Origin of the sequence: Hoyosella levis, assembly GCF_026008515.1 — a bacterium.
Lineage (GTDB): Bacteria > Actinomycetota > Actinomycetes > Mycobacteriales > Mycobacteriaceae > Lolliginicoccus > Lolliginicoccus levis.
Genome location: NZ_BQYM01000015.1, coordinates 42946 through 64488, shown reverse-complemented (window position 1 = coordinate 64488; position 21543 = coordinate 42946). Strand labels below are relative to the sequence as shown.

The 21543-nt window shown below is 69.1% G+C and carries 20 protein-coding genes; 15 read left to right on the top strand and 5 right to left on the bottom strand.

The genetic code is table 11. The features are described 5' to 3' along the window. Positions 1-23 precede the first annotated feature (23 nt). Positions 24-1133 carry an alanine dehydrogenase gene (gene ald, locus QC765_RS15160; protein WP_278315292.1) on the top strand — a complete coding sequence of 370 codons (1110 nt, stop codon included), beginning with the start codon at positions 24-26 and terminating at the stop codon, positions 1131-1133. Between the two features lie 61 nt (positions 1134-1194). Then, positions 1195-1953 (top strand): acyltransferase, encoded by a 759-nt coding sequence (locus QC765_RS15155; protein WP_278315272.1) that lies wholly within the window; start codon positions 1195-1197, stop codon positions 1951-1953. Between the two features lie 204 nt (positions 1954-2157). Here QC765_RS15155 and QC765_RS15150 read toward each other — a convergent pair whose 3' ends face one another. The 4 genes from QC765_RS15150 to QC765_RS15135 all read right to left on the bottom strand — a co-directional run bounded on the left by QC765_RS15150 (position 2158) and on the right by QC765_RS15135 (position 6678). Next, on the bottom strand, positions 2158-3000 hold the full coding sequence (locus QC765_RS15150) for an SDR family NAD(P)-dependent oxidoreductase (RefSeq protein ID WP_278315271.1): 843 nt from the start codon (positions 2998-3000) through the stop codon (positions 2158-2160). A gap of 71 nt (positions 3001-3071) precedes the next feature. Next, positions 3072-4301 (bottom strand): glycosyltransferase family 4 protein, encoded by a 1230-nt coding sequence (locus tag QC765_RS15145; protein ID WP_278315270.1) that lies wholly within the window; start codon positions 4299-4301, stop codon positions 3072-3074. Further along, positions 4298-5908, bottom strand: a complete 1611-nt coding sequence (locus QC765_RS15140) for a 1,4-alpha-glucan branching protein domain-containing protein (RefSeq protein ID WP_278315269.1) — start codon at positions 5906-5908, stop codon at positions 4298-4300. The genes QC765_RS15145 and QC765_RS15140 overlap by 4 nt, the downstream gene beginning before the upstream one ends. Further along, positions 5905-6678 (bottom strand): class I SAM-dependent methyltransferase, encoded by a 774-nt coding sequence (locus QC765_RS15135; protein WP_278315268.1) that lies wholly within the window; start codon positions 6676-6678, stop codon positions 5905-5907. Before QC765_RS15135 ends, QC765_RS15140 begins: the two co-directional genes overlap by 4 nt. 306 nt (positions 6679-6984) lie before the next feature. Here QC765_RS15135 and QC765_RS15130 point away from each other — a divergent pair, with 306 nt between their 5' ends. From QC765_RS15130 to QC765_RS15090, 9 genes are all read left to right on the top strand, one after another. Further along, complete coding sequence (locus QC765_RS15130) at positions 6985-7770, top strand: electron transfer flavoprotein subunit beta/FixA family protein (RefSeq protein WP_278315267.1); 786 nt, start codon at positions 6985-6987, stop codon at positions 7768-7770. Between the two features lie 42 nt (positions 7771-7812). Further along, positions 7813-8766: an electron transfer flavoprotein subunit alpha/FixB family protein gene (locus QC765_RS15125; protein ID WP_278315266.1), complete on the top strand. Its 954-nt coding sequence runs from the start codon at positions 7813-7815 to the stop codon at positions 8764-8766. 243 nt (positions 8767-9009) lie between these two features. Next, positions 9010-9843: a GNAT family N-acetyltransferase gene (locus tag QC765_RS15120; RefSeq protein ID WP_278315265.1), complete on the top strand. Its 834-nt coding sequence runs from the start codon at positions 9010-9012 to the stop codon at positions 9841-9843. Further along, a complete protein-coding gene (locus tag QC765_RS15115) occupies positions 9840-10706 on the top strand; it encodes a lysophospholipid acyltransferase family protein (RefSeq protein ID WP_278315264.1) in 867 nt (288 codons plus the stop codon). Before QC765_RS15120 ends, QC765_RS15115 begins: the two co-directional genes overlap by 4 nt. 84 nt (positions 10707-10790) lie before the next feature. Then, positions 10791-12056 (top strand): cysteine desulfurase family protein, encoded by a 1266-nt coding sequence (locus tag QC765_RS15110; RefSeq protein ID WP_278315263.1) that lies wholly within the window; start codon positions 10791-10793, stop codon positions 12054-12056. Continuing rightward, complete coding sequence (mnmA, locus tag QC765_RS15105; protein ID WP_278315262.1) at positions 12056-13201, top strand: tRNA 2-thiouridine(34) synthase MnmA; 1146 nt, start codon at positions 12056-12058, stop codon at positions 13199-13201. Before QC765_RS15110 ends, mnmA begins: the two co-directional genes overlap by 1 nt. Next, positions 13198-14196, top strand: coding sequence for a uroporphyrinogen decarboxylase/cobalamine-independent methonine synthase family protein (locus tag QC765_RS15100; protein WP_278315261.1), 999 nt, complete (start codon positions 13198-13200; stop codon positions 14194-14196). The genes mnmA and QC765_RS15100 overlap by 4 nt, the downstream gene beginning before the upstream one ends. Positions 14197-14366: 170 nt before the next feature. After that, positions 14367-16493, top strand: a complete 2127-nt coding sequence (ligA, locus tag QC765_RS15095) for an NAD-dependent DNA ligase LigA (protein ID WP_278315260.1) — start codon at positions 14367-14369, stop codon at positions 16491-16493. Next, a complete protein-coding gene (locus QC765_RS15090; RefSeq protein WP_278315259.1) occupies positions 16490-17008 on the top strand; it encodes a GNAT family N-acetyltransferase in 519 nt (172 codons plus the stop codon). Before ligA ends, QC765_RS15090 begins: the two co-directional genes overlap by 4 nt. A gap of 39 nt (positions 17009-17047) precedes the next feature. Here QC765_RS15090 and QC765_RS15085 read toward each other — a convergent pair whose 3' ends face one another. After that, positions 17048-17698, bottom strand: a complete 651-nt coding sequence (locus QC765_RS15085) for an ACT domain-containing protein (protein ID WP_278315258.1) — start codon at positions 17696-17698, stop codon at positions 17048-17050. Positions 17699-17878: 180 nt separating this feature from the next. Between QC765_RS15085 and QC765_RS15080 the strand changes: the two genes are divergently transcribed. The 4 genes from QC765_RS15080 (at position 17879) to QC765_RS15065 (ending at position 21510) form a co-directional block, all read left to right on the top strand. Then, positions 17879-18544 (top strand): putative antibiotic biosynthesis monooxygenase, encoded by a 666-nt coding sequence (locus QC765_RS15080; RefSeq protein WP_278315257.1) that lies wholly within the window; start codon positions 17879-17881, stop codon positions 18542-18544. Positions 18545-18660: 116 nt separating this feature from the next. Next, complete coding sequence (gene gatC / locus QC765_RS15075) at positions 18661-18960, top strand: Asp-tRNA(Asn)/Glu-tRNA(Gln) amidotransferase subunit GatC (protein WP_192040016.1); 300 nt, start codon at positions 18661-18663, stop codon at positions 18958-18960. After that, positions 18957-20438, top strand: coding sequence for an Asp-tRNA(Asn)/Glu-tRNA(Gln) amidotransferase subunit GatA (gatA, locus tag QC765_RS15070; RefSeq protein ID WP_278315256.1), 1482 nt, complete (start codon positions 18957-18959; stop codon positions 20436-20438). Before gatC ends, gatA begins: the two co-directional genes overlap by 4 nt. 40 nt (positions 20439-20478) lie before the next feature. Continuing rightward, a complete protein-coding gene (locus QC765_RS15065; protein ID WP_278315255.1) occupies positions 20479-21510 on the top strand; it encodes an ATP-dependent 6-phosphofructokinase in 1032 nt (343 codons plus the stop codon). The last annotated feature ends 33 nt before the right edge of the window (positions 21511-21543 follow it).

Genomic DNA, 21543 nt, shown 5'->3' with positions numbered 1-21543 from the left:
GGGAGGGCAAGGAGGCGATGGCCGTGATCATTGGGGTTCCTGCCGAAGTGAAGAGCGGCGAGCATCGCGTCGCGCTCACGCCCGACGCGGTTCGCGAGCTGATGGAAGCGGGCCACGAGGTCCGCATCGAGGCCGGGGCGGGCACCGGCTCATCGTTCCCTGACACCGACTACAAGGCTGCCGGCGCGAGCCTGTGCGACGCCAGCGCTGCCTGGGGCGCTGAGCTTGTCGTCAAGGTGAAGGAGCCCCAGCCGAGCGAGCATGATCACCTCAGGCCCGACCTGGTCCTTTTCACCTACTTGCATCTTGCTGCCACCAGGGAGTGCACCGAGGCACTCGTGAATAGTGAGTGCACCGCCATCGCGTACGAGACGGTCGAGTCCCCGGATGGAGCGCTGCCGCTGCTCGCGCCGATGAGCCTGATCGCCGGTCGGCTCGCGACGCAGGTAGGGGCATGGGCGCTGCAGAAGGCCAACGGTGGCAGGGGAGTGCTGCTCGGCGGCATCGCGGGAGTGCCGCTCGCTGATGTCGTGGTGATCGGCGCGGGGGCAGCGGGCAGCCAGGCCGTGGATGTCGCCGTGGGCATGGGCGCGCACGTCACGGTGCTCGATGTGAGCACGATGCCCCTGCGCGGGCTGATGGCGCGGTATGGCAACCGGATTCGCACCGTCACCGCTACAGCGGGAGCCGTGGAGGCAGCAGTCCTCTCCGCCGACCTCGTGATCGGCGCTGTGCTGGTACGCGGAGCACGGGCACCACGGCTCGTGAGCAATGATCTCGTCGCCCGCATGCGTGGCGGCAGCGTGCTCGTCGACATCGCCGTCGACCAGGGCGGCTGCTTCGAGGACACCCGCCCCACCACGCACGACGATCCGCTCTACAGCGTGCACGGCTCGCGCTTCTACGCGGTGGCCAACATGCCCGCAGCAGTGCCCAGGACCTCCACGTTCGCGCTCGTGGACGCGACATTGCCCTACATCAAGGCCATCGCGGCGCACGGGTGGCAGGAAGCATGCCGCGCCGATCAGGGCCTCGCCTCGGGCGTGAACATCACCTCGGGCACGATCACCTGCGCGCCGGTCGCCGAAGCGCACGGAATGCGTCATGCGCGGCTGGACCTCGACCACGCTTGAACCGGGCTGATCCGGCGCGTGCGGTATGGCTCCCAATCGTCACGCCGTAGGCTTGCATGCCATGACGAGTATGTGGGGTTCGCCGTACAGGTTGCGGTGGCGGGCGCGGCAGCGCGAGGACGGGCAGGCACGATTCCTGACGGTGGCGTCGCTCCGCTGGGTGCTGCGCAACAAGGCCTATACGCCGTGGTACCTGGTCCGGTACTACCGGCTGCTGCGGTTCCGCATCGAGAACCCTCATATCATCCTGCGCGGCATGGTCTTTCTCGGCAAGAATGTCGAGATCCACGCCACCCCGGGCCTGGCCCGCATGGAGATCGGCCGGTGGGTGCATATCGGTGACGGCAACGCCATCCGGTGCCACGAGGGTTCACTGCGCATTGGCGACAAGGCCGTGTTCGGGCGCCAGAACGTCGTGAACGCCTATCTCGATATCGAGATCGGGGATGCCGTGCTCGTCGCGGACTGGTGCTACATCTGCGATTTCGACCATGTTGTCGACGACATCACCATGCCGATCAAGGACCAGGGCATCATTAAGGGGCCGCTCCGCATCGGGCCCGACACCTGGATCGCCACGAAGGTCACGGTATTGCGCAACACCATCGTCGGCCGCGGCTGCGTGCTGGGTGCTCATGCCGTGGTGAAGGGGAAGATCCCAGACTTCAGCATCGCCGTGGGCGCGCCGGCGAGGGTCGTGAAGAACCGCAAGGATGCCTGGGAGCGCACCGCTTCGGAGCGGGCCGCGCACGAGGCCGCCCTTGCTGACATCGAGCGCAAGAAGGCGGGCGAGAAGCCGGTGGACTCGGAGGCCAGCTAGCGTGGTCCTCTCGACCGGGGCGGAGGGCAGGCCTCCTGGCGGCAGCACGTGCAGCTGCTAGCCAATGTCACGCCCCGCCTCGGTGTGTCGCAGCGTATCGCGAGACAACCACCAGCAGATCCTGGAGAGGAAGCAAAAAGCCTCCCCGGTGCCGCGCCCAACGGGCTTGCGGTAGCCGGGGAGGCTTTACGCTTCTGCGATCAGTTACTTGCTTGCGTCGGGAGCCTCGCGGCCCTTGAACTCCTCCATGCTGTGGTAGACGCCGAGGATGCGTCCGGCGAGGAAGTCAAACGCACGGGTGGGCAGCACGCCCTTGAGGCCCTTGGACAGCAGGACGGTCTTGGGCAGGAAGATCAGCGGCGTGCCGGCCTTCATCGCGGCCCAGCCCTTGTCGACGACTTCCTGCGGCTCGAGGATCGGGGCCAGCAGCGGGCCCTTGGCGCCCTCGAACATGCCGGTGTTGATGTAGCTCGGGCACACGGTGGTCATCTTGACGTGCTTGTGGCCCTCCTGCTCGAGCTCGAGGCGGACCGAGTCGCTCCAGCCGAGCACGCCCCACTTGGACCCGGCGTAGACCGACATCTTCGGGTTCGCGACGGTGCCCGCGGCGGAGGCGAGGGTGATCAGGCGCGAGTCCTCGTTGCGCTCGATCATCTCGTTGATGAACGCGCGCGCGATGTACATCGGGGCGAGCACGTTGATATCGATGGTGAACTTGGTGTCGTGGATGTTGTCGTGCTCCCAGAAGAGCTTGCCGCGCACCACGCCGGCGTTGTTGATCAGCACGTGTGGCGCGCCGACCTTCTTCTTGACCTCTTCGGCGGCCTTCTCGATCTGGTCGAGATCAGCGACGTCGACGACCTGGGCGAGGATCGTGCCGCCCGCTGAGGTCAGCGCGGCCTCGGTCTTCTCCAGCTCGGGACGGTTGATGTCCCAGATGACGACGTTCGCGGCGCCCTCCTTGACGGCCTTCTCCGCGAACAAGCGTCCCATTCCCATTGCTGCGCCCGTAACGAGCACTGTCTTGCCCTTGACTGAAAATCCCATGCCACTGAGCCTATCCGAGCGGAGCCACGCGCTGGCACGCACATGCCGGTTTCGCGGCGAAGCGTGTTGCGTCACCGCCCTGGAAGCGGTCGCTGCGGGACGTCGGGACGGTGCAGCGGCGGTCGCGGCCGGTGCTGCGCCGAGCGATATACCGACACGGTCGTGGCGGTGACGGTGGACCAGGCGAACTCGGTGGTGAGGCGCTCGTTGGCGGCCCGCGCCATCTTCTGGGTGAGCTCCGGCTCGTCGAGCGCGTTGCGGACCGCCTGGGTCAGCGCGATGACATCGCCCGGCGGGAAGGTGCGACCGGTCACCCCGTCGATGACCGCTTCCCCGAGGCCTCCTGCGGTGGAGGTGATCAAGGGGGTGCCCGCGGCCGCGGCCTCGAGCGCGACGATGCCGAATGGCTCGTAGCGGCTCGGCAGCAGGATGGCCGTCGCCCGGTGGAGCCAGCCCAGCAGTTGTTCGTGGTCGAGCGAGCCGAGGAACGTCACCCAGGGGGCCACGCCGTGCCGCGTTGCCTCCTCGGCGAGCCATTGCCGCTGCGTACCGGTGCCGGCGATCGAGAGCGTCGCGCCGGGGTGCGTCTTGCGGACCTCCGCGAGCGCGGCTATCGCATCGTGCACGCCCTTCTCGTACTCGAGCCGGCCGGCGAAGAAGAGCTCGGGAGCATCGTGGCGGTGCGCGCGGACGGCGTAGCTCCACTTCGTGGTGTCGATCCCATTGTGGATGACGTGGATGCCGGACAGGGCCGGGCCGAACAGGGCGGCGACCTCGTCGCGCATCAATGCCGAGCAGGTGATGAGCGAGTCGGCGGAGTTGGCGAGCCACCATTCCACGGAGTGCACCTGCCGGTTGATGCGCCCGGAGATCCAGCCGCTGTGCCGTCCCGCCTCGGTGGCGTGGATCGTCGCGACGAGCGGCGCATCGCAGCGGTCCGCGATGGCGATCGCCGGGTGGGCGACCAGCCAGTCGTGGGCGTGGATCACATCGGGGGTCCAGGTGTCGAGGAGGGCAAGGCCGTGGCGGATCATCGCGTGGCCCATGGCGAGGGTCCAGGCGAGCATGTCCTCGCCGAACAGCAGGTGCGGGGGGTCTTCGGCGACCGCGAGCACGCGGACGCCCTCGACGACGGTATCGGTGGTCGGGTGGGTGCCAGCGTGCGTGCCCGAGGGCTGCCGGGAGAGGACGACGACCTCGTGCCCGTCCTCGGCGAGGTGCACCGCGAGGTTGTGGACGTGGCGACCGAGGCCACCGACGACGACGGGCGGGTACTCCCAGGAGATGATGAGGATCTTCATCGTGAACCTTCAGTGCTGGTGGAGGAGTTGCGCGGCGCGGGCCGGAAGCCGCGGGCATCGAGGGCAGGGAACAGGCCATCGGCCTGGTTCCAGGCGGCAGCGAGCTCGCGCGCCCGCTGCTCGTCCCCGCGCAGGGCCGCCGAGGCGATCTCCCGGGCGGCGTGGGCATGCTTGTGGGCGCGGCCGCGGGCGTACTCGACGGCGGAGTCCTTGCTGACCATGAAGGCCCAGTCGCTGGCGAGGCAGAGCAGCACCTCGCGCAGGACCTGGTCGGTGACGGGGTCGCGCCCGGGGCTGCCGGAGGACATTCGCTGGGCGAGAAGCTCGATCCCGAGGTCGCCGACCTCCTGGTTCAGCTGGACGAGGTCGGCGACCTGATCGCCTGCCCACACGCGCCAGTCCTTGCCAGAGCCCCAGGAGGAATCCTCGATCCGGGCGGGCGTTCCCACGTACCCGGCGGCGAGGGCGTCGTCGAGGGTGCCGATGGTGATGCCGCGCTCGGGCATGAGGCGCAGTACCGCGGCGAGCCAGTCGGGGCCCTCGTGCCACCAGTGGCCGAACAGCTCGGTGTCGAACGCAGCGATGACGTGGGCGGGCCGGCCGATGCGGGCGGACTCGTCGATGAGCCGCGCGCGCACCGTCTCGACGAAGTCCGCCGCGTGCTCCTGCACGGCTGCCGCGGCCCGCTCGGGATCGTAGGGCGCCTTCCGCTCGGAAGGGGTCGTCTTGCTGGTCACGCGCGCGGGCTTGAGCCCGGTCCCGTGGTGGTAGGTGTGGAAGTCGCGGTAGTCGCGGTGGCCGGGATAGCCCGATTTCGGTGACCACACGCGGTAGCTCACGGTGAGGTCGCGGCCGAATGCCACGACGCTGGAGTCGTGCACGGGGCGGCCGAGCGTGGTGTCGCCGTGCAGGCTTGGCCCGTCGACCATGAAGTGGGTGATGCCGCTGGCCTCGTAGAGCTGCTCCATCCCAGGGGTGTAGGCGCACTCGGGGGCCCAGATCCCGGTTGGCCGGGTGCCGAAGCGGTGCCGTGCGTCGGCGAGCCCCGCGCGCAGGGCGCCCTCGCGCAGCGCCGGCTGGGTGAGGGGCTGGAACGTGTGGGTCAGCGGCCCGCCGAGCAGCTCGATGGTGCCGTTGGAGGCGAGCTCGCGGACAAGCCCGGCTCCGCCATGGCGCCAGTGCTGCTCGAAGTCATCGAGCGCGGCGGCGGCGTTGCGGTGCTCGCGCCAGCCAAGCTCGCGCAGTGCCGCGGGGCACGATGCTGTTGCGCCGGTGCCTTTGCCCGGCGTGAGGGCCGCCTCGTGGGATCGCAGCTGCCAGTCCGCGAGCCAGTGGTGCATCGCGGAGAGCGCGTAGGGGTCGTCGAGCTGCGCGGCGAGCACCGGGGTGATGCCGAGGGTCAGCAGGTGGTCGCGGCCCTCCGCGGCAAGCGCGCGCAGGGTGCGCAGGACCGGGATGTAGGACGCGGCCCAGGACTGGTAGAGCCATTCCTCGCCGACGGGCCACCGGCCGTGGTTGGGCAGCCAAGGCAGATGGCTATGCAGCACCAGCGAGAACATGCCGGGAACCGGGGATTCGCCGGGCCCCGAAGAGGATGCCGTGCTCATTGCTTGACGGCGATGGCGAGCAGGTCGAGGCTGTCATCGATCGATCCTGGCCGGATGTCGAAGTCCTCGGCGGTCACGCCCGCCACGTCCGCGGCGAGGTCGTCGGGCCAGGGGATCCCGGCGATGGCGAGCTCGAGCTGCCGGTCTATGAGGGAGCCGCCGTGGCGCTCGTCGAGGGCCGCGAGGCGGGGGCCGTGGTGCACGCCTTCCATGGAGGCCACCTCGAGCCCGCCGTCGACGAGCAGCTCCTCGAGCTCGCGAGCGTTGAGCTCGCGGGTGTGGAACGGATTGAGGGGGGTATCGCGACCGGGAGAGAACGTGATCCGGTTGGGCGTGGAGATGAGCAGCTCGCCACCGGGCCGCAGCACGCGGGCGCATTCGCGGATGAACTGCACCTGGTCCCAGAGGTGCTCGATGACCTGCAGGTTGATGACGACATCCACGGATTCATCAGCAAGGGGCAGCGCGGCAAGATTGGCGCGGGCAGCGCTGACGGCAGGGTAGCGCCGGGCCACGTGCTCGGTGGCCTGCTGGTCGTAGTCGAGGCCGATGACCGTGCGCGCGTGCCGGGCGATCATGTCTGCCCCGTAGCCCTCGCCGAAGCCAGCGTCGACGACGATCTTGCTGGCGCACCGCTGGGCCAGCGCGACGTAGACGATCTCGTGGCGGCGGAACCAGTAGTTCTCCTCCGCGATGCCGGGCACGGTGCGCTCGCCGGTGAGGGGCAATGGCGCGGAGTTGTTCGTCGATGCGCTGGCGGAATCGGTCACGAGGGCAGCCTAGAGGCTGATCGGGCCGTAGTTCGAATCCCGTGGTGACTGTGTGGGATGGCCTGCCCATGCAATTTGCTGGCTCGTGGTGGCTAAGCGTGCCATTCGGTGCAGTTATGGAGTATGTTCAGCTAGGTACTTGCACATATGTTACTCGTCAGTAACCTAGGTGTAGGACACGGTTGCGTATCAAGCTTGACTCGCGCGACGTCGCTGGACCCAGTCCGCGGCTCGTCGCGAGCCTCGGGTTCACACGCGCTGCCGGAGCCTAGAATGCCACCACTCGCAGGAGGTCAAGGAAGACCCATGACAAATGTTGTCGTCTTGATCAAGCAGGTCCCCGACACCTGGTCCGAGCGCAAGCTTCGGGAGTCCGACTGGACCCTCGACCGCGACTCCGCCGACCCGGTGCTCGATGAGATCAACGAGCGCGCCGTCGAAGAAGCGCTGCTCATCAAGGAGAAGAACGGTGGCGAGGTGACGGTGCTGTGCGCCGGTCCCGACCGCGCTGCCGATGCCATCCGCAAGGCCCTGTCCATGGGCGCGGACAAGGCGATCCACATCAACGACGAGGGTATGCATGGCAGCGATGCCCTGCAGACCAGCTGGGTGCTCGCCAAGGCACTCGGCACGGTCGAGGGTGTCGAGCTCGTCATCGCTGGCAACGAGTCCACTGACGGTCGCGTCGGTGCGGTGCCCGCGATCATCGCTGAGTACCTCGGCCTGCCGCAGCTCACCCAGCTGCGCAAGCTCGAGGTGGACGGTGACACCGTCCGCGGCGAGCGCGAGACCGACGACGGCGTGTTTGGCCTCGAGGCCAGCCTGCCCGCGATCGTCAGTGTCAACGAGAAGATCAACGAGCCCCGGTTCCCCTCCTTCAAGGGCATCATGGCCGCGAAGAAGAAGCCGATCGAGGTGCTCACCCTGGCCGAGCTCGGTGTCGAGGGCGATGAGGTCGGCGTTTCCAACGCTGCCTCGCAGGTGACCTCGGCCGCTCCGAAGCCGCCGAAGGCCGCGGGCGAGAAGGTCACCGACGAGGGCGACGGCGGCAGCAAGATCGCCGAGTACCTCGTTTCGCAGAAGATCATCTGATCGCCTCTCTGACGACACACAGACGAACAGGAGTAGCAACAAATGGCAGAAGTTCTTGTGCTCGTCGAGCATGCCGAGGGCGCAATCAAGAAGCTCACCGCTGAGATGCTGACCGCCGCCCGCAACCTGGGCGAGCCGTCCGCAGTGGTCACCGGTGCTCCCGGCACCGCGGCCGCTCTCGCTGACAGCCTCAAGGAGGCTGGCGCCGAGAAGATCTATGTGGCCGAGTCCGACGCCTTCGACAACTACCTCATCACGCCGATGGTGGACGTGCTTGCCGAGCTGTTCGAGCAGGCCAGCCCGGCAGCGGTCATCACCGGTGCCACCACCGAGGGCAAGGAGATCAGCGGGCGCCTCGCCGCGCGCCTCGGCCTCGGCCTGCTGTCCGACGTCGTTAGCGTCAACAGCGATGGCTCGGCCGTCCACTCCATCTTCGGTGGCGCGTTCACCGTCGATGCGAAGACCAACGGCGTCCCGATCATCAGCGTCCGTCCCGGCGCCGTCGAGGCGGAGCCGCAGGCCGGTGCTGGCGAGCAGGTAACCGTCGAGGTCGGCGATCCTGATGAGAGCGCGGTCAAGATCACCTCGCGCGATCCAGCCGTCGCCGGCGATCGCCCCGAGCTCGCCGAGGCAAGCGTTGTTGTCTCCGGTGGCCGTGGCGTCGGCAGCGCCGACAAGTTCTCCGTGGTCGAGGAGCTCGCCGACTCGCTCGGCGGCGCAGTGGGCGCCTCGCGTGCCGCGGTCGACTCCGGCTACTACCCGGGCCAGTTCCAGGTGGGCCAGACCGGCAAGACCGTCTCCCCGAACCTCTACATCGCCCTCGGTATCTCCGGTGCCATCCAGCACCGCGCGGGCATGCAGACCTCGAAGACGATCATCGCCGTCAACAAGGATGAGGAAGCCCCGATCTTCGAGATCGCCGACTATGGCATCATCGGCGACCTCTTCGATGTGGCTCCGCAGCTGACCGAGGCCGTCAAGAAGCGCAAGGGCTGATCCCAGCACCGCGCACGAATGGCCTGAAGCGGCCCCCGCAGGGATGCAGATCCCAGCGGGGGCCGCTTTCGTTCGGCGATGCGATACAGATCACCGCGCCGATCGCGCGTTCGAGGCCCGTTCACCTCGCCGTGGCCTGATCCATGCGATCCGGTCAACACGGACAAAGAGTTAACCAGCCTGGCATGGCACCTTCACTCCCGTGACGCGCGCCCGCCGAACTGCCCCGGTAGACACCGAGGCATGACCACATCATCGGTGCTGATCCCGGCTCCCGCGGCGACAGCGAGCACACCGCGCTACTCCCTGCTGCTGTCCACGCGGCCGGACGACATCGAGGCCGCCCAGCGGCTCCGCCATGATGTCTTCCGCGCCGAGCCGGGCTTCAGCAACACCATCGGCGAGGACGGCCGTGACGCCGACGAGTTCGACAAGCACTGCGACCACCTCCTCGTTCGCGACGAGCAGGACCACCGCATCATTGGTTGCTACCGGATGCTTCCCGGCGCCACCGCGCGCCGCATCGGCGGCTTCTACACCGCCACCGAGTTCGCGCTCGACGGGTTCGAAGAGATCCTGCCCAGCACCGTCGAGATGGGACGCGCCTGCGTGCACCCCGACCACCGCAACGGCGCTGTCCTGAGCATCATGTGGTCGGGCATCCTCCAGTACCTCAACCACACGGGGAATGACTGGGTGCTCGGATGCGTGAGCGTGCCGATGCTGCCCGCGCCCGGTGATATGCCGGGAGCCAACGTGCGAGCAGTGCGCGACCACGTGCTGGCCCGGCACCGGGCTCCCGAGCACATGAACGCGCGCCCCTACAACCCGGTCATCGTCGACGGCGCCACCCTCGAAGAGATCGCCCCGCCCGCGAAAGCAGACATCCCGCCGCTGCTGCGCGGCTACCTGCGCCTCGGCGCCTGGATCTGTGGCGAGCCCGCGCACGATCCCAGCTTCGGAGTGGCCGACTTCGTCACCGTTCTCGGAGTGCGCCACGCCAACGCTCGCTACCTCGCGAGGCTTGCGTCCGCCTCCTCCGCAGCCGCCTCTAGCAACGGCGCGGGGGCACAATGACCACCAGCGAGCGGCACGACTGGTACCCGAGCAGTCCCTGCGGGTGCGGCTGCCTGCCCGCGGCGCGCGAGAAAGTGCCTGCGCTTGTGGTTGCGCGCCGCTGTGCCCGGCTCGCTCTCGCGCTGGCCGCGGCGCCCGTGCTGCTCGGCGCGCGCCCTTGCCTGCCAGAGAGCGTCAAGGGGGCGTGGCAGCGCACGTTCTTCCGGCAACTGCTCGGCGCGCTCGGCATCACGGTGCGTGTCCACGATCGCCGTGGCGGCCTCGAGGAAGGTCGCGCGCAGGGCCTGATCGTGTCCAATCACATCTCGTGGCTCGACCCGCTGGTGATCTCCACCACTGTCTCGGCCTCGTTCGTCGCGCGCGCTGATCTCGTCGGATGGCCGATCGTGGGATCGCTGGCCCGGTGGGCCCGCACGATCCCGGTCCGCAGGGAATCGCTGCGCGAGCTGCCCCGGGCGCTCGACCTCGTGACCGAGAAGCTGCGCCGTGGCGAGCGCGTCGCCGTCTTCCCCGAGGGCACCACGTGGTGCGGCCGCTCCTGGGGCCGGCTGCGTCCCGCCTTCTTCCAGTCCGCGATCGACGCGGGCGCGTGGGTGCATCCCATCCACGTGCGGTACCTGACCCGAGATGGCGAGGTCACCACGGTGCCGAGCTTCGTCGGCGACGATGGCCTCGCTGCATCGATCGGGCGGGTGCTCAGCCAGCGCTCCCTAGTGGTGGAACTGACGCTGCTCGCTCCAGAGCTCGCGGTGGGCGACCGGAAGCTGCTGGCGCAGCGTTGCGATCGCAGCCTCCGCAGCGCGGAGCGCGATACCGGACTGCGCCTGATCGAGGTCGAGCACCCCGAGCGCGCGGCGGCCTGAGCGCTGGGGCGGCCTGAACCTGGGCGATCGGGGACTCTCGCGTTTGGTAGCGGGGCGCGGATGGCGTCTATCCTGGCAGGTGCCATGAACCATCCCGACGCTCGTCCTGATGACCGCGGCGCGGCCCCGCGCGCAGCCGCGGCGCCCGTGTATCTCGATCATGCTGCGGCCACGCCGATGCGGCCCGTGGCGATCGACGCGATGACCAAGGGGTTCGCGGTCACGGGCAACGCTGCGTCGGTGCATCGCTCGGGGCGGGTGGCCCGCCGCCTGGTGGAGGAATCCCGCGAGGCCATCGCCGAGGCCCTCGGCGCGCGCCCCTCCGAAGTGATCTTCACCGCAGGCGGCACCGAGAGCGACAACCTCGCCATCAAGGGCCTCTACTGGGCCCGCCGGGCGGCGGATCCGCGGCGCAGGCGCATCCTGATCGGCAGCACCGAGCATCACGCCGTGCTAGATGCGGCGGAATGGCTCGTCGAGCAGCAAGGCGCCGAGGTCACCCTGATCCCCGTCACGAGCGCGGGCACGGTCACGCCCGAGGCCCTGCGGGAAACAATCGGCGATGATGCCGGGAGCATCGCGCTCATCTCGATCATGTGGGCCAACAATGAGGTCGGCACGATCAACCCGATCCCCGAGCTCGCCGCGGTGGCCGCTGAGGCAGGCGTTCCGCTGCACAGCGATGCGGTGCAGGCGGCGGGATCACTGCACTGCGATTTCGCGGCCAGCGGGCTCGCCGCGCTCACGCTGACCGCCCACAAGCTCGGCGGGCCGCACGGGGCTGGTGCGCTGCTGCTGCGCCGCGATGTCGCGTGCCAGCCGCTGCAGCATGGCGGCGGGCACGAGCGGGATGTCCGGTCCGGCACTCCCGATGTCGCTGCGATCATGGGCATGGCTGCCACTCTCGCCGAGGTGACGGCACAACGATCGGCCGAGCACGCCCGGCTCGCCAAGCTGCGTGAGCGCTTGCAGGAGGGAATCACCCGTATCGATCCCACCGCGATCATCAACGGCCCCACCGGCCCCACCGGCCACGACGCGGTGCTGCCCTCGATCCTCAATGCGACATTTCCTGGGTGCGAGGGCGATTCGCTGCTCATGCTGATGGACGCTCACGGTGTGGAATGCTCCACCGGCTCGGCCTGCACCGCCGGGGTGGCGCGGGCCAGCCATGTCCTGGTAGCCATGGGCATGGACGCGCGGATCGCGCGCGGCACCTTGCGGTTCTCGCTCGGGCACCCCTCATCGGTCGCCGACGTCGATCGCGTGCTCGAGGTGCTGCCGCAGGCCGTGGAACGAGCCCGGATGGCAGGGCTTGCCAGCACGGCGGCAGGGGAAAGGACGAACTGATGCGTGTACTCGCGGCGATGAGCGGAGGCGTCGACTCGGCGGTAGCGGCGGCCCGGGCCGTCCGCGACGGTCATGACGTGGTGGGAGTGCACCTGGCCCTGTCCACCGCGCCCGGCACGCTACGAACCGGATCGCGGGGGTGCTGCACCCGGGAGGACGCCGGCGATGCGCGGCGTGCCGCCGATGTGCTCGGCATCCCGTTCTACGTGTGGGACTTCGCGGAGCGGTTCAAGGAGGACGTGATCGACGATTTCGTCGAGTCCTACGCGGCGGGCGAGACGCCCAACCCATGCTTGCGCTGCAACGAGCGCATCAAGTTCTCGGCCCTCGCGGAACGCGCTCTCGCCCTCGGCTTCGATGCTGTTGTCACCGGCCACTACGCGCGCCTCAAGGATGGCACGCTGCGCCGGGCGGTCGACAACGACAAGGACCAGTCCTACGTGCTCGCCGTGCTCACCGCTGGGCAGCTCGCGCGCGCGATGTTCCCCATCGGTGATACGCCCAAGCCGGAGATCCGCGCGGAGGCCGAGCGCCTCGACCTCGCCGTGGCGAGCAAGCCCGATAGCCACGACATCTGCTTCATTCCCTCCGGCAACACGCAGGCCTTCCTCGGTGCGCGCATTGGCGTGCGCCCGGGCAAGGTGGTTGATGCCGAGACGGGCACCGAGCTCGGCGACCACGACGGGGTGCACGGTTTCACGATCGGGCAGCGCAAGGGCCTCGGCCTGCCCGGGCCCGCGCCGGATGGACGGCCGCGATATGTGACAGCGATCGATCCCGGCTCCGCCACCGTCACCGTGGGTGCCGCGGAGTCGCTCGACGTGTGGACCATCGAGGCCAGGGGTGCCGTGTGGACCTCGGGCATCATCCCGAGCGCGCCCGTTCGCTGCCAGGTGCAGGTGCGGGCGCACGGCGGCATCGCCGCAGCCATCGCCGAGCCCGTGGAGGGTGCTGACGGGGAGCCTCGACTGCGGGTGCATCTGCTGGAGCCGCTCACCGGCGTCGCGCGCGGCCAGGCCGCCGTGCTCTACCAGCCCGACGAGCACGGCGACATTGTGCTCGGCAGCGGCACCATCAGCGGCACGAGCCCGCAGCGGCACGCAGTGGACGGGGCCGACGACGTAGCGGCGGCGGGTAGCCGATGAGCCTGCTCGCTGGCACGGTCACCGGTACCGGGCCGTGGCCGGGCACCGACATGGCCGAGGCGATCACCACGGTCCTCGGCGAGCTCGCGGGCGACGGCGTGCCGTTCCAGCCCACGATGCAGGACAGAGGCCCCGGTGCGGACTCCGTGGGCCAAGCAGCGGTGCTGCTGATCGACATGCCGGTGGAAGCTTCGACCACGGGCTATCGGCTTGCCCAGCATCACGGCATCATTGGCCGCCGTGCCCGCGACTGGCTGCACCGCGACACCGATCAGGTGGTCGAGGCATGGGAGACCAGCGGTGGCTCGCCCACCTGGAAGATCCAGGTCACTGGCCCGGTGACGCTGGGGCGGGAGATCGAGCTGCCCAGCGGGCATGCCGTGCTCCAGGACCGTGGCGCGCTGCGCGATCTCGCGGCCTCCCTCGCCGAGGGCGTCGCCGGGCACGTGGCGCGGCTTGAGCACTCCCTGGGGTGCAAGGTCGTCGTGGAGTGGCTCGAGCCCGCGCTCCAGGAGGCACTCGATGGCAGTAGCCGACCGTTGAGCATCCTGCAGCCGCCTCGGCGCGTGCCCCCGCCCGAGGTGAACGGCCTGTGGGCGGCATGCGCGGGGATCGGTGCGGAGCAGGCAGTGTGGTGCGGCGATGCTGTGCCGTGGAATGTCGTAGCGGACGGTCCGTTCGGCACCGTCGTGCTCGGGGCGGCCGCGACTGGCGCGGGCAGCGCGCGTGATTCCGCCCTGATCGACGGCCTGGGCCGATGGTTCGACGCTGGCCGTCATGGAGTCCTCGCGGTGGACGGCGATGACCACCCGCAAACCGTGGCGCGCCGGATCCTCGCCCTCGGCAGGGAGGCCGGGCTCGGTGGGGAGCAACTGCTCGAGCGGGTCGGGTTGGCCTTCGAAGGCTCTGGGGCCGGATCGTCGCGCGAGATGGTCGCGGGAATCCGGCACGCGCGGTCGATCCGCGCGGCGTGCGCCGAGGTCGGCGAGCACTAAGGGTTTCGACCGCGGCCCCGGCCTCTCGGGCTTCAGCCGCGAGTGTGGCCGCGCCCCGGTCGCGAGTGTGCGAAGAACGACAGCTCGGCGCTCGAAACCTGTCGCAAATCGAACACTCGTGCGTTGCAGACCGACCGCGGACCGACCGCGAGCCTGGGCTAGGTCCACGCATGACCATTCCTGACAGGGTCCTGCGCTACTCTGCCCAAGTGGACGATGGCCAGGCACCGGGCAGCGCGCCCGTTCGGAATCAATGGCAGGAGCTGGCAGAGGAAGTGCGCTTCCACCAGTTCCGCTACTACGTCAAGGACGCTCCTGTCGTCAGCGACGGCGAGTTCGATGAGATGTTCCGCGCGCTGCAGGATCTCGAGGAGAAGCACCCCGAGCTGCGCACCCCGGATTCCCCGACGCAGCTTGTGGGCGGCGGCTTCTCCACCGAGTTCACGCCCGTCGACCACCTCGAGCGAATGCTCAGCCTCGACAACGTCTTCAACGAGGATGAGCTGCGCGAGTGGGCGCAGCGCGTCGAGGGCGAAGTCGGCAGCAGCGTGCACTACCTGTGCGAGCTGAAGATCGATGGGGTGGCACTGAGCCTGGTCTACGAGAACGGCGTGCTAGTGCGTGCCGCGACCCGAGGGGACGGCCGCACCGGCGAGGACGTGACGCTCAACGCCCGCACGATCGACGATGTGCCCGAGAAGCTGGCCGCGAGCAAGGATTTCCCGGCGCCCGCGCTGCTGGAGGTGCGCGGCGAGGTGTACTTCCGGCTCGATGACTTCGCCGCCCTCAATGCCTCGCTCACCGCGGAGGGCAAGCCACCGTTCGCGAACCCGCGCAACTCGGCCGCGGGGTCGCTGCGGCAGAAGAATCCCGCGATCACCGCGCGGCGCCGGCTGCGCATGCTGTGCCATGGCATCGGCAAGCGCGACGGGTTCACACCGGGCTCCCAGTCCGAGGCTTACGAGGCGCTGCGCGCCTGGGGACTGCCCGTGTCCGCGGACACCGTGCGGCTCGACGAGATCGGAGCGGTGGTCACGCATGTCGCGGAGTGGGCAGAGCGTCGGTATGACGTCGACCACGAGGTCGATGGCCTGGTCGTCAAGGTCGACGAGGTGAGCATCCAGCGGCGGCTCGGCTCGACCTCCCGCGCGCCACGCTGGGCCACCGCCTACAAGTACCCGCCGGAGGAGGCCACCACCAAGCTGCGTGATATTCGCGTCAGCGTGGGCCGCACCGGCCGTGTCACGCCGTTCGCCTACATGGAGCCCGTGCTCGTGGCAGGATCCACCGTCTCCTTGGCCACCCTGCACAACGCTGAGGAGGTCAAGCGCAAGGGCGTCCTCATCGGTGACACGGTGGTGATCCGCAAGGCTGGCGAGGTGATTCCGGAAGTCCTCGGTCCGGTGGTGGACCTGCGCGATGGCAGCGAGCGCGCGTTCGTGATGCCCACTCATTGCCCGGAGTGCGGATCGCTGCTCGCCCCGTCGAAGGAGGGCGATGTCGACATCCGCTGCCCCAATTCCCGCACGTGCCCGGCCCAGCTGCGCGAACGAGTGTTCTACATCGGAGGACGGGGCGCGCTCGACATCGAAGGACTCGGCTACGAGGCCGCGACCGAGCTGCTCGCGCATGGCGTCATCACCGACGAGGGGGAGCTGTTCACCCTCACCGAGGATGACCTGCTGCGCACCGAGCTGTTCCGGAACAAGAAGGGCGAGCTCACCGCCAATGGCGCGCGGTTGCTCGAGAGCCTGGCGAAAGCCCGGTCGCAGCCGCTGTGGCGAGTTCTTGTGAGCCTGTCGATCCGGCATGTGGGCCCCACTGCGGCCCGCGCGCTCGCCACCGAGTTCGGCACCCTCGATGCCATTCGCGCCGCCACCACCGAGGAGCTCGCCGCCATCGATGGGGTGGGGCCCACGATCGCGCAGGCCGTGGAGGAATGGTTCGACGTGGACTGGCACCGCGAGATCATCGACAAGTGGACAGCCGCTGGCGTGCGCATGGCTGACGAGCGCGACGCCTCCATCGAGCGCAACCTCGAGGGCATGTCCATCGTTGTCACGGGCGCGCTGCAGCGCTACTCGCGGGATGAGGCCAAGGAAGAGATCGTCGCGCGCGGCGGCAAGGCCGTGGGCTCGGTATCGCGCAAGACCGCGTTCGTCGTCGTCGGGGACGCCCCCGGCTCGAAGTATGACAAGGCCATGTCGCTGGGTGTGCCGATCCTCGACGAGGACGGGTTCACCGTCCTGCTCGAGCAGGGCCCCGACGCAGTGGCGCCGATCAACGACGACTCATGAGGCCGGGCGCGCAGCCCCCTGGCGAGCGGAACCCGGGGGAGCAGCACCCGCACCTGCTGCGACCGATCGATCCGGGCGACTACGCCCTGGTCTCGGAGATCACCGTGGCCGCCTACACGCCGTACATCCCCGCTGGCAGCGAGTATCTCGATCTGCTCGCTGACGTCGAGGGACGCGCTGCGGCCGCCGAGATCGTCGTTGTCGAGATCGCGGGCTCGGTCGTCGGCGCGATCGTCCTCGCCGATGCGGCTAGTGCTCTCGCGGAGATCGCGCGCGAGGGCGAGCTCGAGTTCCGCATGATCGCCGTGGCCGAGCACGCGCGCGGCAGTGGTGCTGGCACCGCAATGGTCCGGCACGGGATCGCTGAGGCACGGCGGCGCGGATACGAGGCGACCGTGCTGTCCTCGATGCGCGCGATGACCGAGGCCCGGCGAATCTACGCGCGCCACGGGTTCCTCGAGGTGCCCGAGCGCAAGCAGTACCGCAGCATCGACGTGTTCCGGCTCGAGCTGTAGGTTGCCAGCGGTACCAGAGCAGCCCTCTGGAGCAGCCCCCTAGAGCAGTACCGTGCCGATGATGCCGGCGAGGTAGCCGAGCCGCGCGACCTCCGAGGGCCGGAAGTCAGGCCCGCCGGGGCGACCGAGCACCAGCGCGATGTCCTTCTGGCCCAGTGGCGCGGCCGCGAGCGAGGTGGCCATGTCCTTCCAGATCTGAGGAACCCAGTCCGCCTCGGAATCGAGCATGACGGGCTTGCGCAGTGGCATCCATGGCAGCTCGGCTGCTCTCGATTCGGGTGCCCCCGAGCTCGCCGCTACCCGGTACGCGCCATTCGGGCCGAGCGCCACGACCGTGGCCCAGCCCACGCGCAGCACCCGGGGCGCCCCATCGACGAGCACCTGGATGCGATCGGAGGCGGCGACGGCCACCTGGTCTATCAGCTCGAGCTCCCGGTGAGTGTCGAGCACATCGGCGTAGGGGCGGATCGAGTCGACCCGCACGTCCTCGAGCTGCTCTGCCGCGGTGATCAGGGTGTCGGGCAGGGATCCCGGTGCCATCTCGACGACAAGATCATCGACGGCATAGCCGGTGGAGCGCTCCACCACATCGAGGGAGATGATGTCCGCGCCGACGGAGCCGAGCGCGAGAGCGAGGGAGCCCAGGCTGCCGGGGCGGTCGGGGAGTTGCACCCGCAGCAGATACGACATCAGTCCCCTTTCGCGCCTTCTGTTCAATGTGCCTGGCGGCCCCCGTGGGCTTGGCCTGCCTGACACGATCCTCGCACGCCAACCTAACCGCAACATCTGACAAGTCCGGCATCGGCGAATGTGACACGACGTTCACACAGCGCCAAACCACGGCAATCTTGGTCGACGAGACTGGCATCCATGGCTATCCAGACCACGCATCCCAGGCTCGCCGCGAGCCCGGCGGCCCCATCCGCAGGCCGCCGCGCGCACGTGCAGGGCGTTCCAGTGCCGACAGTCACCACCTCGGTCATCCGTGATGTCGACCTGGGGCGCGACGAGGACTTCGTCCAGTGGACGGAAGCGGGCATCGCGCTCGCCCGCACGTTCCCCGGCTTCCTTGGGGCCGGATGGGTGCGGTCGTCCACGACGACGCGCCGCTACCACGTCCAGTACCGATTTGCCTCCGATCGCTTCCTGCGCGACTGGATGCGATCATCGCTGCGCAGCGCATGGCTCGCGCATGGTCGCTCCTTCTCCCGCGATGCGGCAGTGGACCAGCGGACTGGGATCGAGGGCTGGTTCGATCCCGCGGCATCCGTGGGAATGCCGGGAGCCGTGCCGGTGGCGCCCCGGCCGAGGGCGGAGCATGCACCGCCGCGGTGGAAGCAGGCCGTCACGATCTGGCTCGGCTTCTTCCCCCTCAGCCTGCTGGTGAACATCCTGCTCGCCCCGCAGCTCGCTGATGTCAGCGTCGTGGCGCGCACGCTGCTCCTGACGGTATGCGTCACTCCGGTGATGGTGTACGCGGTGCTGCCGTTCATCACTGCCCGGCTGGGGCCGTGGCTGCGCGCGCGGCGCGACTGACCCTCGACTGGCCCCGGCCTGGCCCCGCGCCGGCATGGGCGTGCCGTGCTGATCGGGCTAGGCTAGGCGGGTCCGAACCGTGATCCCACTGGAAAGGGGCCCGTGCAGTGCCTGACATGCCTGCAATCTCCCGCGACGAGGTGGCCCACCTCGCGCGGTTGTCCAGGCTCGCGCTGTCCGATGCCGAGCTCGATGAGTTCGCCGGCCAGCTCGATGCGATCCTCGGCCATGTGAAGGCCGTGACCGAGGTTGCCGCCGATGACGTGCCCGCTACCGCCCACCCGGCGGCAACGGCGAACGTCTGGCGGGAGGACGTCATCGAGCCGGGGCTCACGGTGCAGCAGGCCCTCTCGGGCGCGCCCGAGGCCGATGGGGACCGCTTCGCGGTGCCGCAGATCCTGGGGGAGGAGCAGTGAGCGACCTGACACGGCTGACCGCCGCGGATCTGGCCACCCGCATCCATGCCCGCGAGGTCTCGTCGGTGGAGGCCACCGAGGCGCATCTCGAGCAGATCCGCGCGGTCGATGGGACCTACAACGCGTTCCTCCACGTCGGCGACGAGGCCGCTCTCGATGCGGCCCGCGATGTCGATGTGGCGCTGGCCAACGGGGAGGCTCCCGCTTCGCCGCTCGCCGGTGTGCCCCTGGCGCTCAAGGATGTCTTCGCCACCGCGGACATGCCCACCACATGCGCCTCGCGGATGCTGGAGGGCTGGGTTCCGCCCTACGACGCGACCGTGACGGCACGGCTGCGCGCGGCGGGGATCCCGATCCTCGGCAAGACCAACATGGACGAGTTCGCGATGGGATCCTCCACCGAGAACTCCGCCTATGGCCCGACGCTCAACCCGTGGGGCGACAACCGCATCCCTGGTGGCTCGGGCGGTGGATCCGCGGCCGCGCTCGCCGCTTTCGAGGCGCCCCTGGCGATCGGCACCGATACCGGTGGCTCGATCCGCCAGCCCGCTGCCATGACCGCCACTGTCGGCGTGAAGCCCACCTACGGCACGGTGTCGCGCTTCGGCCTCGTGGCGTGCGCGTCCTCGCTGGACCAAGGTGGCCCCTGCGGCCGGACGGTGCTCGATACCGCTCTGCTGCACGAAGTGATCGCCGGTCATGATCCGCGTGATTCGACGTCCATCGATACTCCGGTGCGTCCCGTGGTGCGGGCCGCGCGCGAGGGTGCAGCGGGCAGCTTGAAGGGCGTGCGCGTCGGCGTGGTCAAGGAATTGCATTCCGACTCCTACCAGGATGGCGTGCTCAGTACTTTCGATGCCGCGGTGGAGACCCTTCGCGGGCTCGGCGCGGAGGTCGTCGAGGTCTCGTGCCCGCACTTCACCTATGCGCTCGCCGCGTACTACCTGATCCTGCCCAGCGAGGTGTCGTCGAACCTCGCCCGCTTCGATGCGATGCGCTATGGCCTGCGGGTCGACAACGATGGCACCAAGGGCGCCGAGCAGATCATGGCGGAGACCCGCGCCGCTGGCTTCGGCGCGGAGGTCAAGCGCCGCATCATGATCGGCACCTACGCGTTGTCGGCGGGCTACTACGACGCCTACTACGGGCAGGCGCTGAAGGTTCGCACGCTCATCTCGCAGGACTTCGCCAAGGCCTACGAGAGCGTCGATGTGCTCGTGGCGCCGACGAGCCCGTTCACGGCGTGGAAGCTCGGCGAGAAGGTCGATGATCCGGTGGCGATGTACCTGTCGGACCTGTGCACCCTGCCGACCAACCTCGCGGGGCATTGCGCGATGTCGCTGCCCGCGGGGCTCTCGCCCGATGATGGACTGCCCGTGGGGCTGCAGATCATGGCGCCAGCGCTCGCCGACGAGCGGCTGTACCGGGTCGGCGCGGCATACGAGGTTGCGCGCGGGGAGCATCCAGCGGCCGTGTGAGGTGCCAGCAGCATGATCCAACAAGACCGGAGGTGACCCGATGCGCATCGGAGTGCTGACAGGTGGCGGGGATTGCCCGGGCCTCAACGCGGTGATCCGCGCGGTGGTCCGGACCAGCGAGGTCCGCTACGGCTCCACCGTGGTCGGCTTCCGGGATGGCTGGAGGGGCCTGCTCGAGGATCGCAAGCAGCGCCTGCGGTTCGATGATCGCGTGGATCAGATCCTCGACCGGGGCGGCACCATCCTCGGCACGGCGCGCGTCAACCCGACCGTGCTGCGGGAGGGGCTCGCCACGATCAAGCAGACCCTCGACGACAACGGCATCGACGTGCTCATCCCCATCGGGGGCGAGGGCACGCTGACCGCCGCGCACTGGCTGTCCGAAGCGGGCGTGCCGGTGGTGGGGGTGCCCAAGACGATCGACAACGACATCGCCTGCACCGACTACACCTTCGGCTTCAACACCGCCCTCGCGATCGCTACCGAGGCGATCGATCGGCTGCACACCACCGCGGAGTCCCATCAGCGCGTCATGCTGGTGGAGGTGATGGGGCGCCACGCTGGCTGGATCGCGCTGCACGCCGGGCTGGCCGGTGGTGCCCACCTCACGCTGATCCCGGAGCAGCCGTTCGACGTCGATGAGGTGTGCCGCATGGTCAAGAGCCGGTTCCAGCGCGGCGACAGCCACTTCATCTGTGTCGTCGCGGAGGGAGCGTCGCCGCTGCCGGAATCGATGACGCTGCGCGAGGGCGGCGTCGACGAGTTCGGCCACAAGCGGTTCACCGGCGTGGCTCAGCAGCTTGGTGCCGAGATCGAGAAGCGCATCGGCAAGGACGTGCGCACCACCGTGCTCGGCCACGTGCAGCGTGGTGGCACCCCCACTGCCTACGATCGCGTGCTCGCGACCCGCTTCGGCATCCATGCCGCCGATGCCGCTCATGCCGGCGAGCACGGCAAGATGGTGGCGCTCGACGGTACCGACGTCACGCTCGTGGCGCTCGCTGATGCGGTCGAACACCTCAAGACCGTTCCCCAGGATCGATATGACGAGGCCGCGGCCTTCTTCGGTTGACACTTGTGACAAGACCATTCGCCCGAGCCGGAT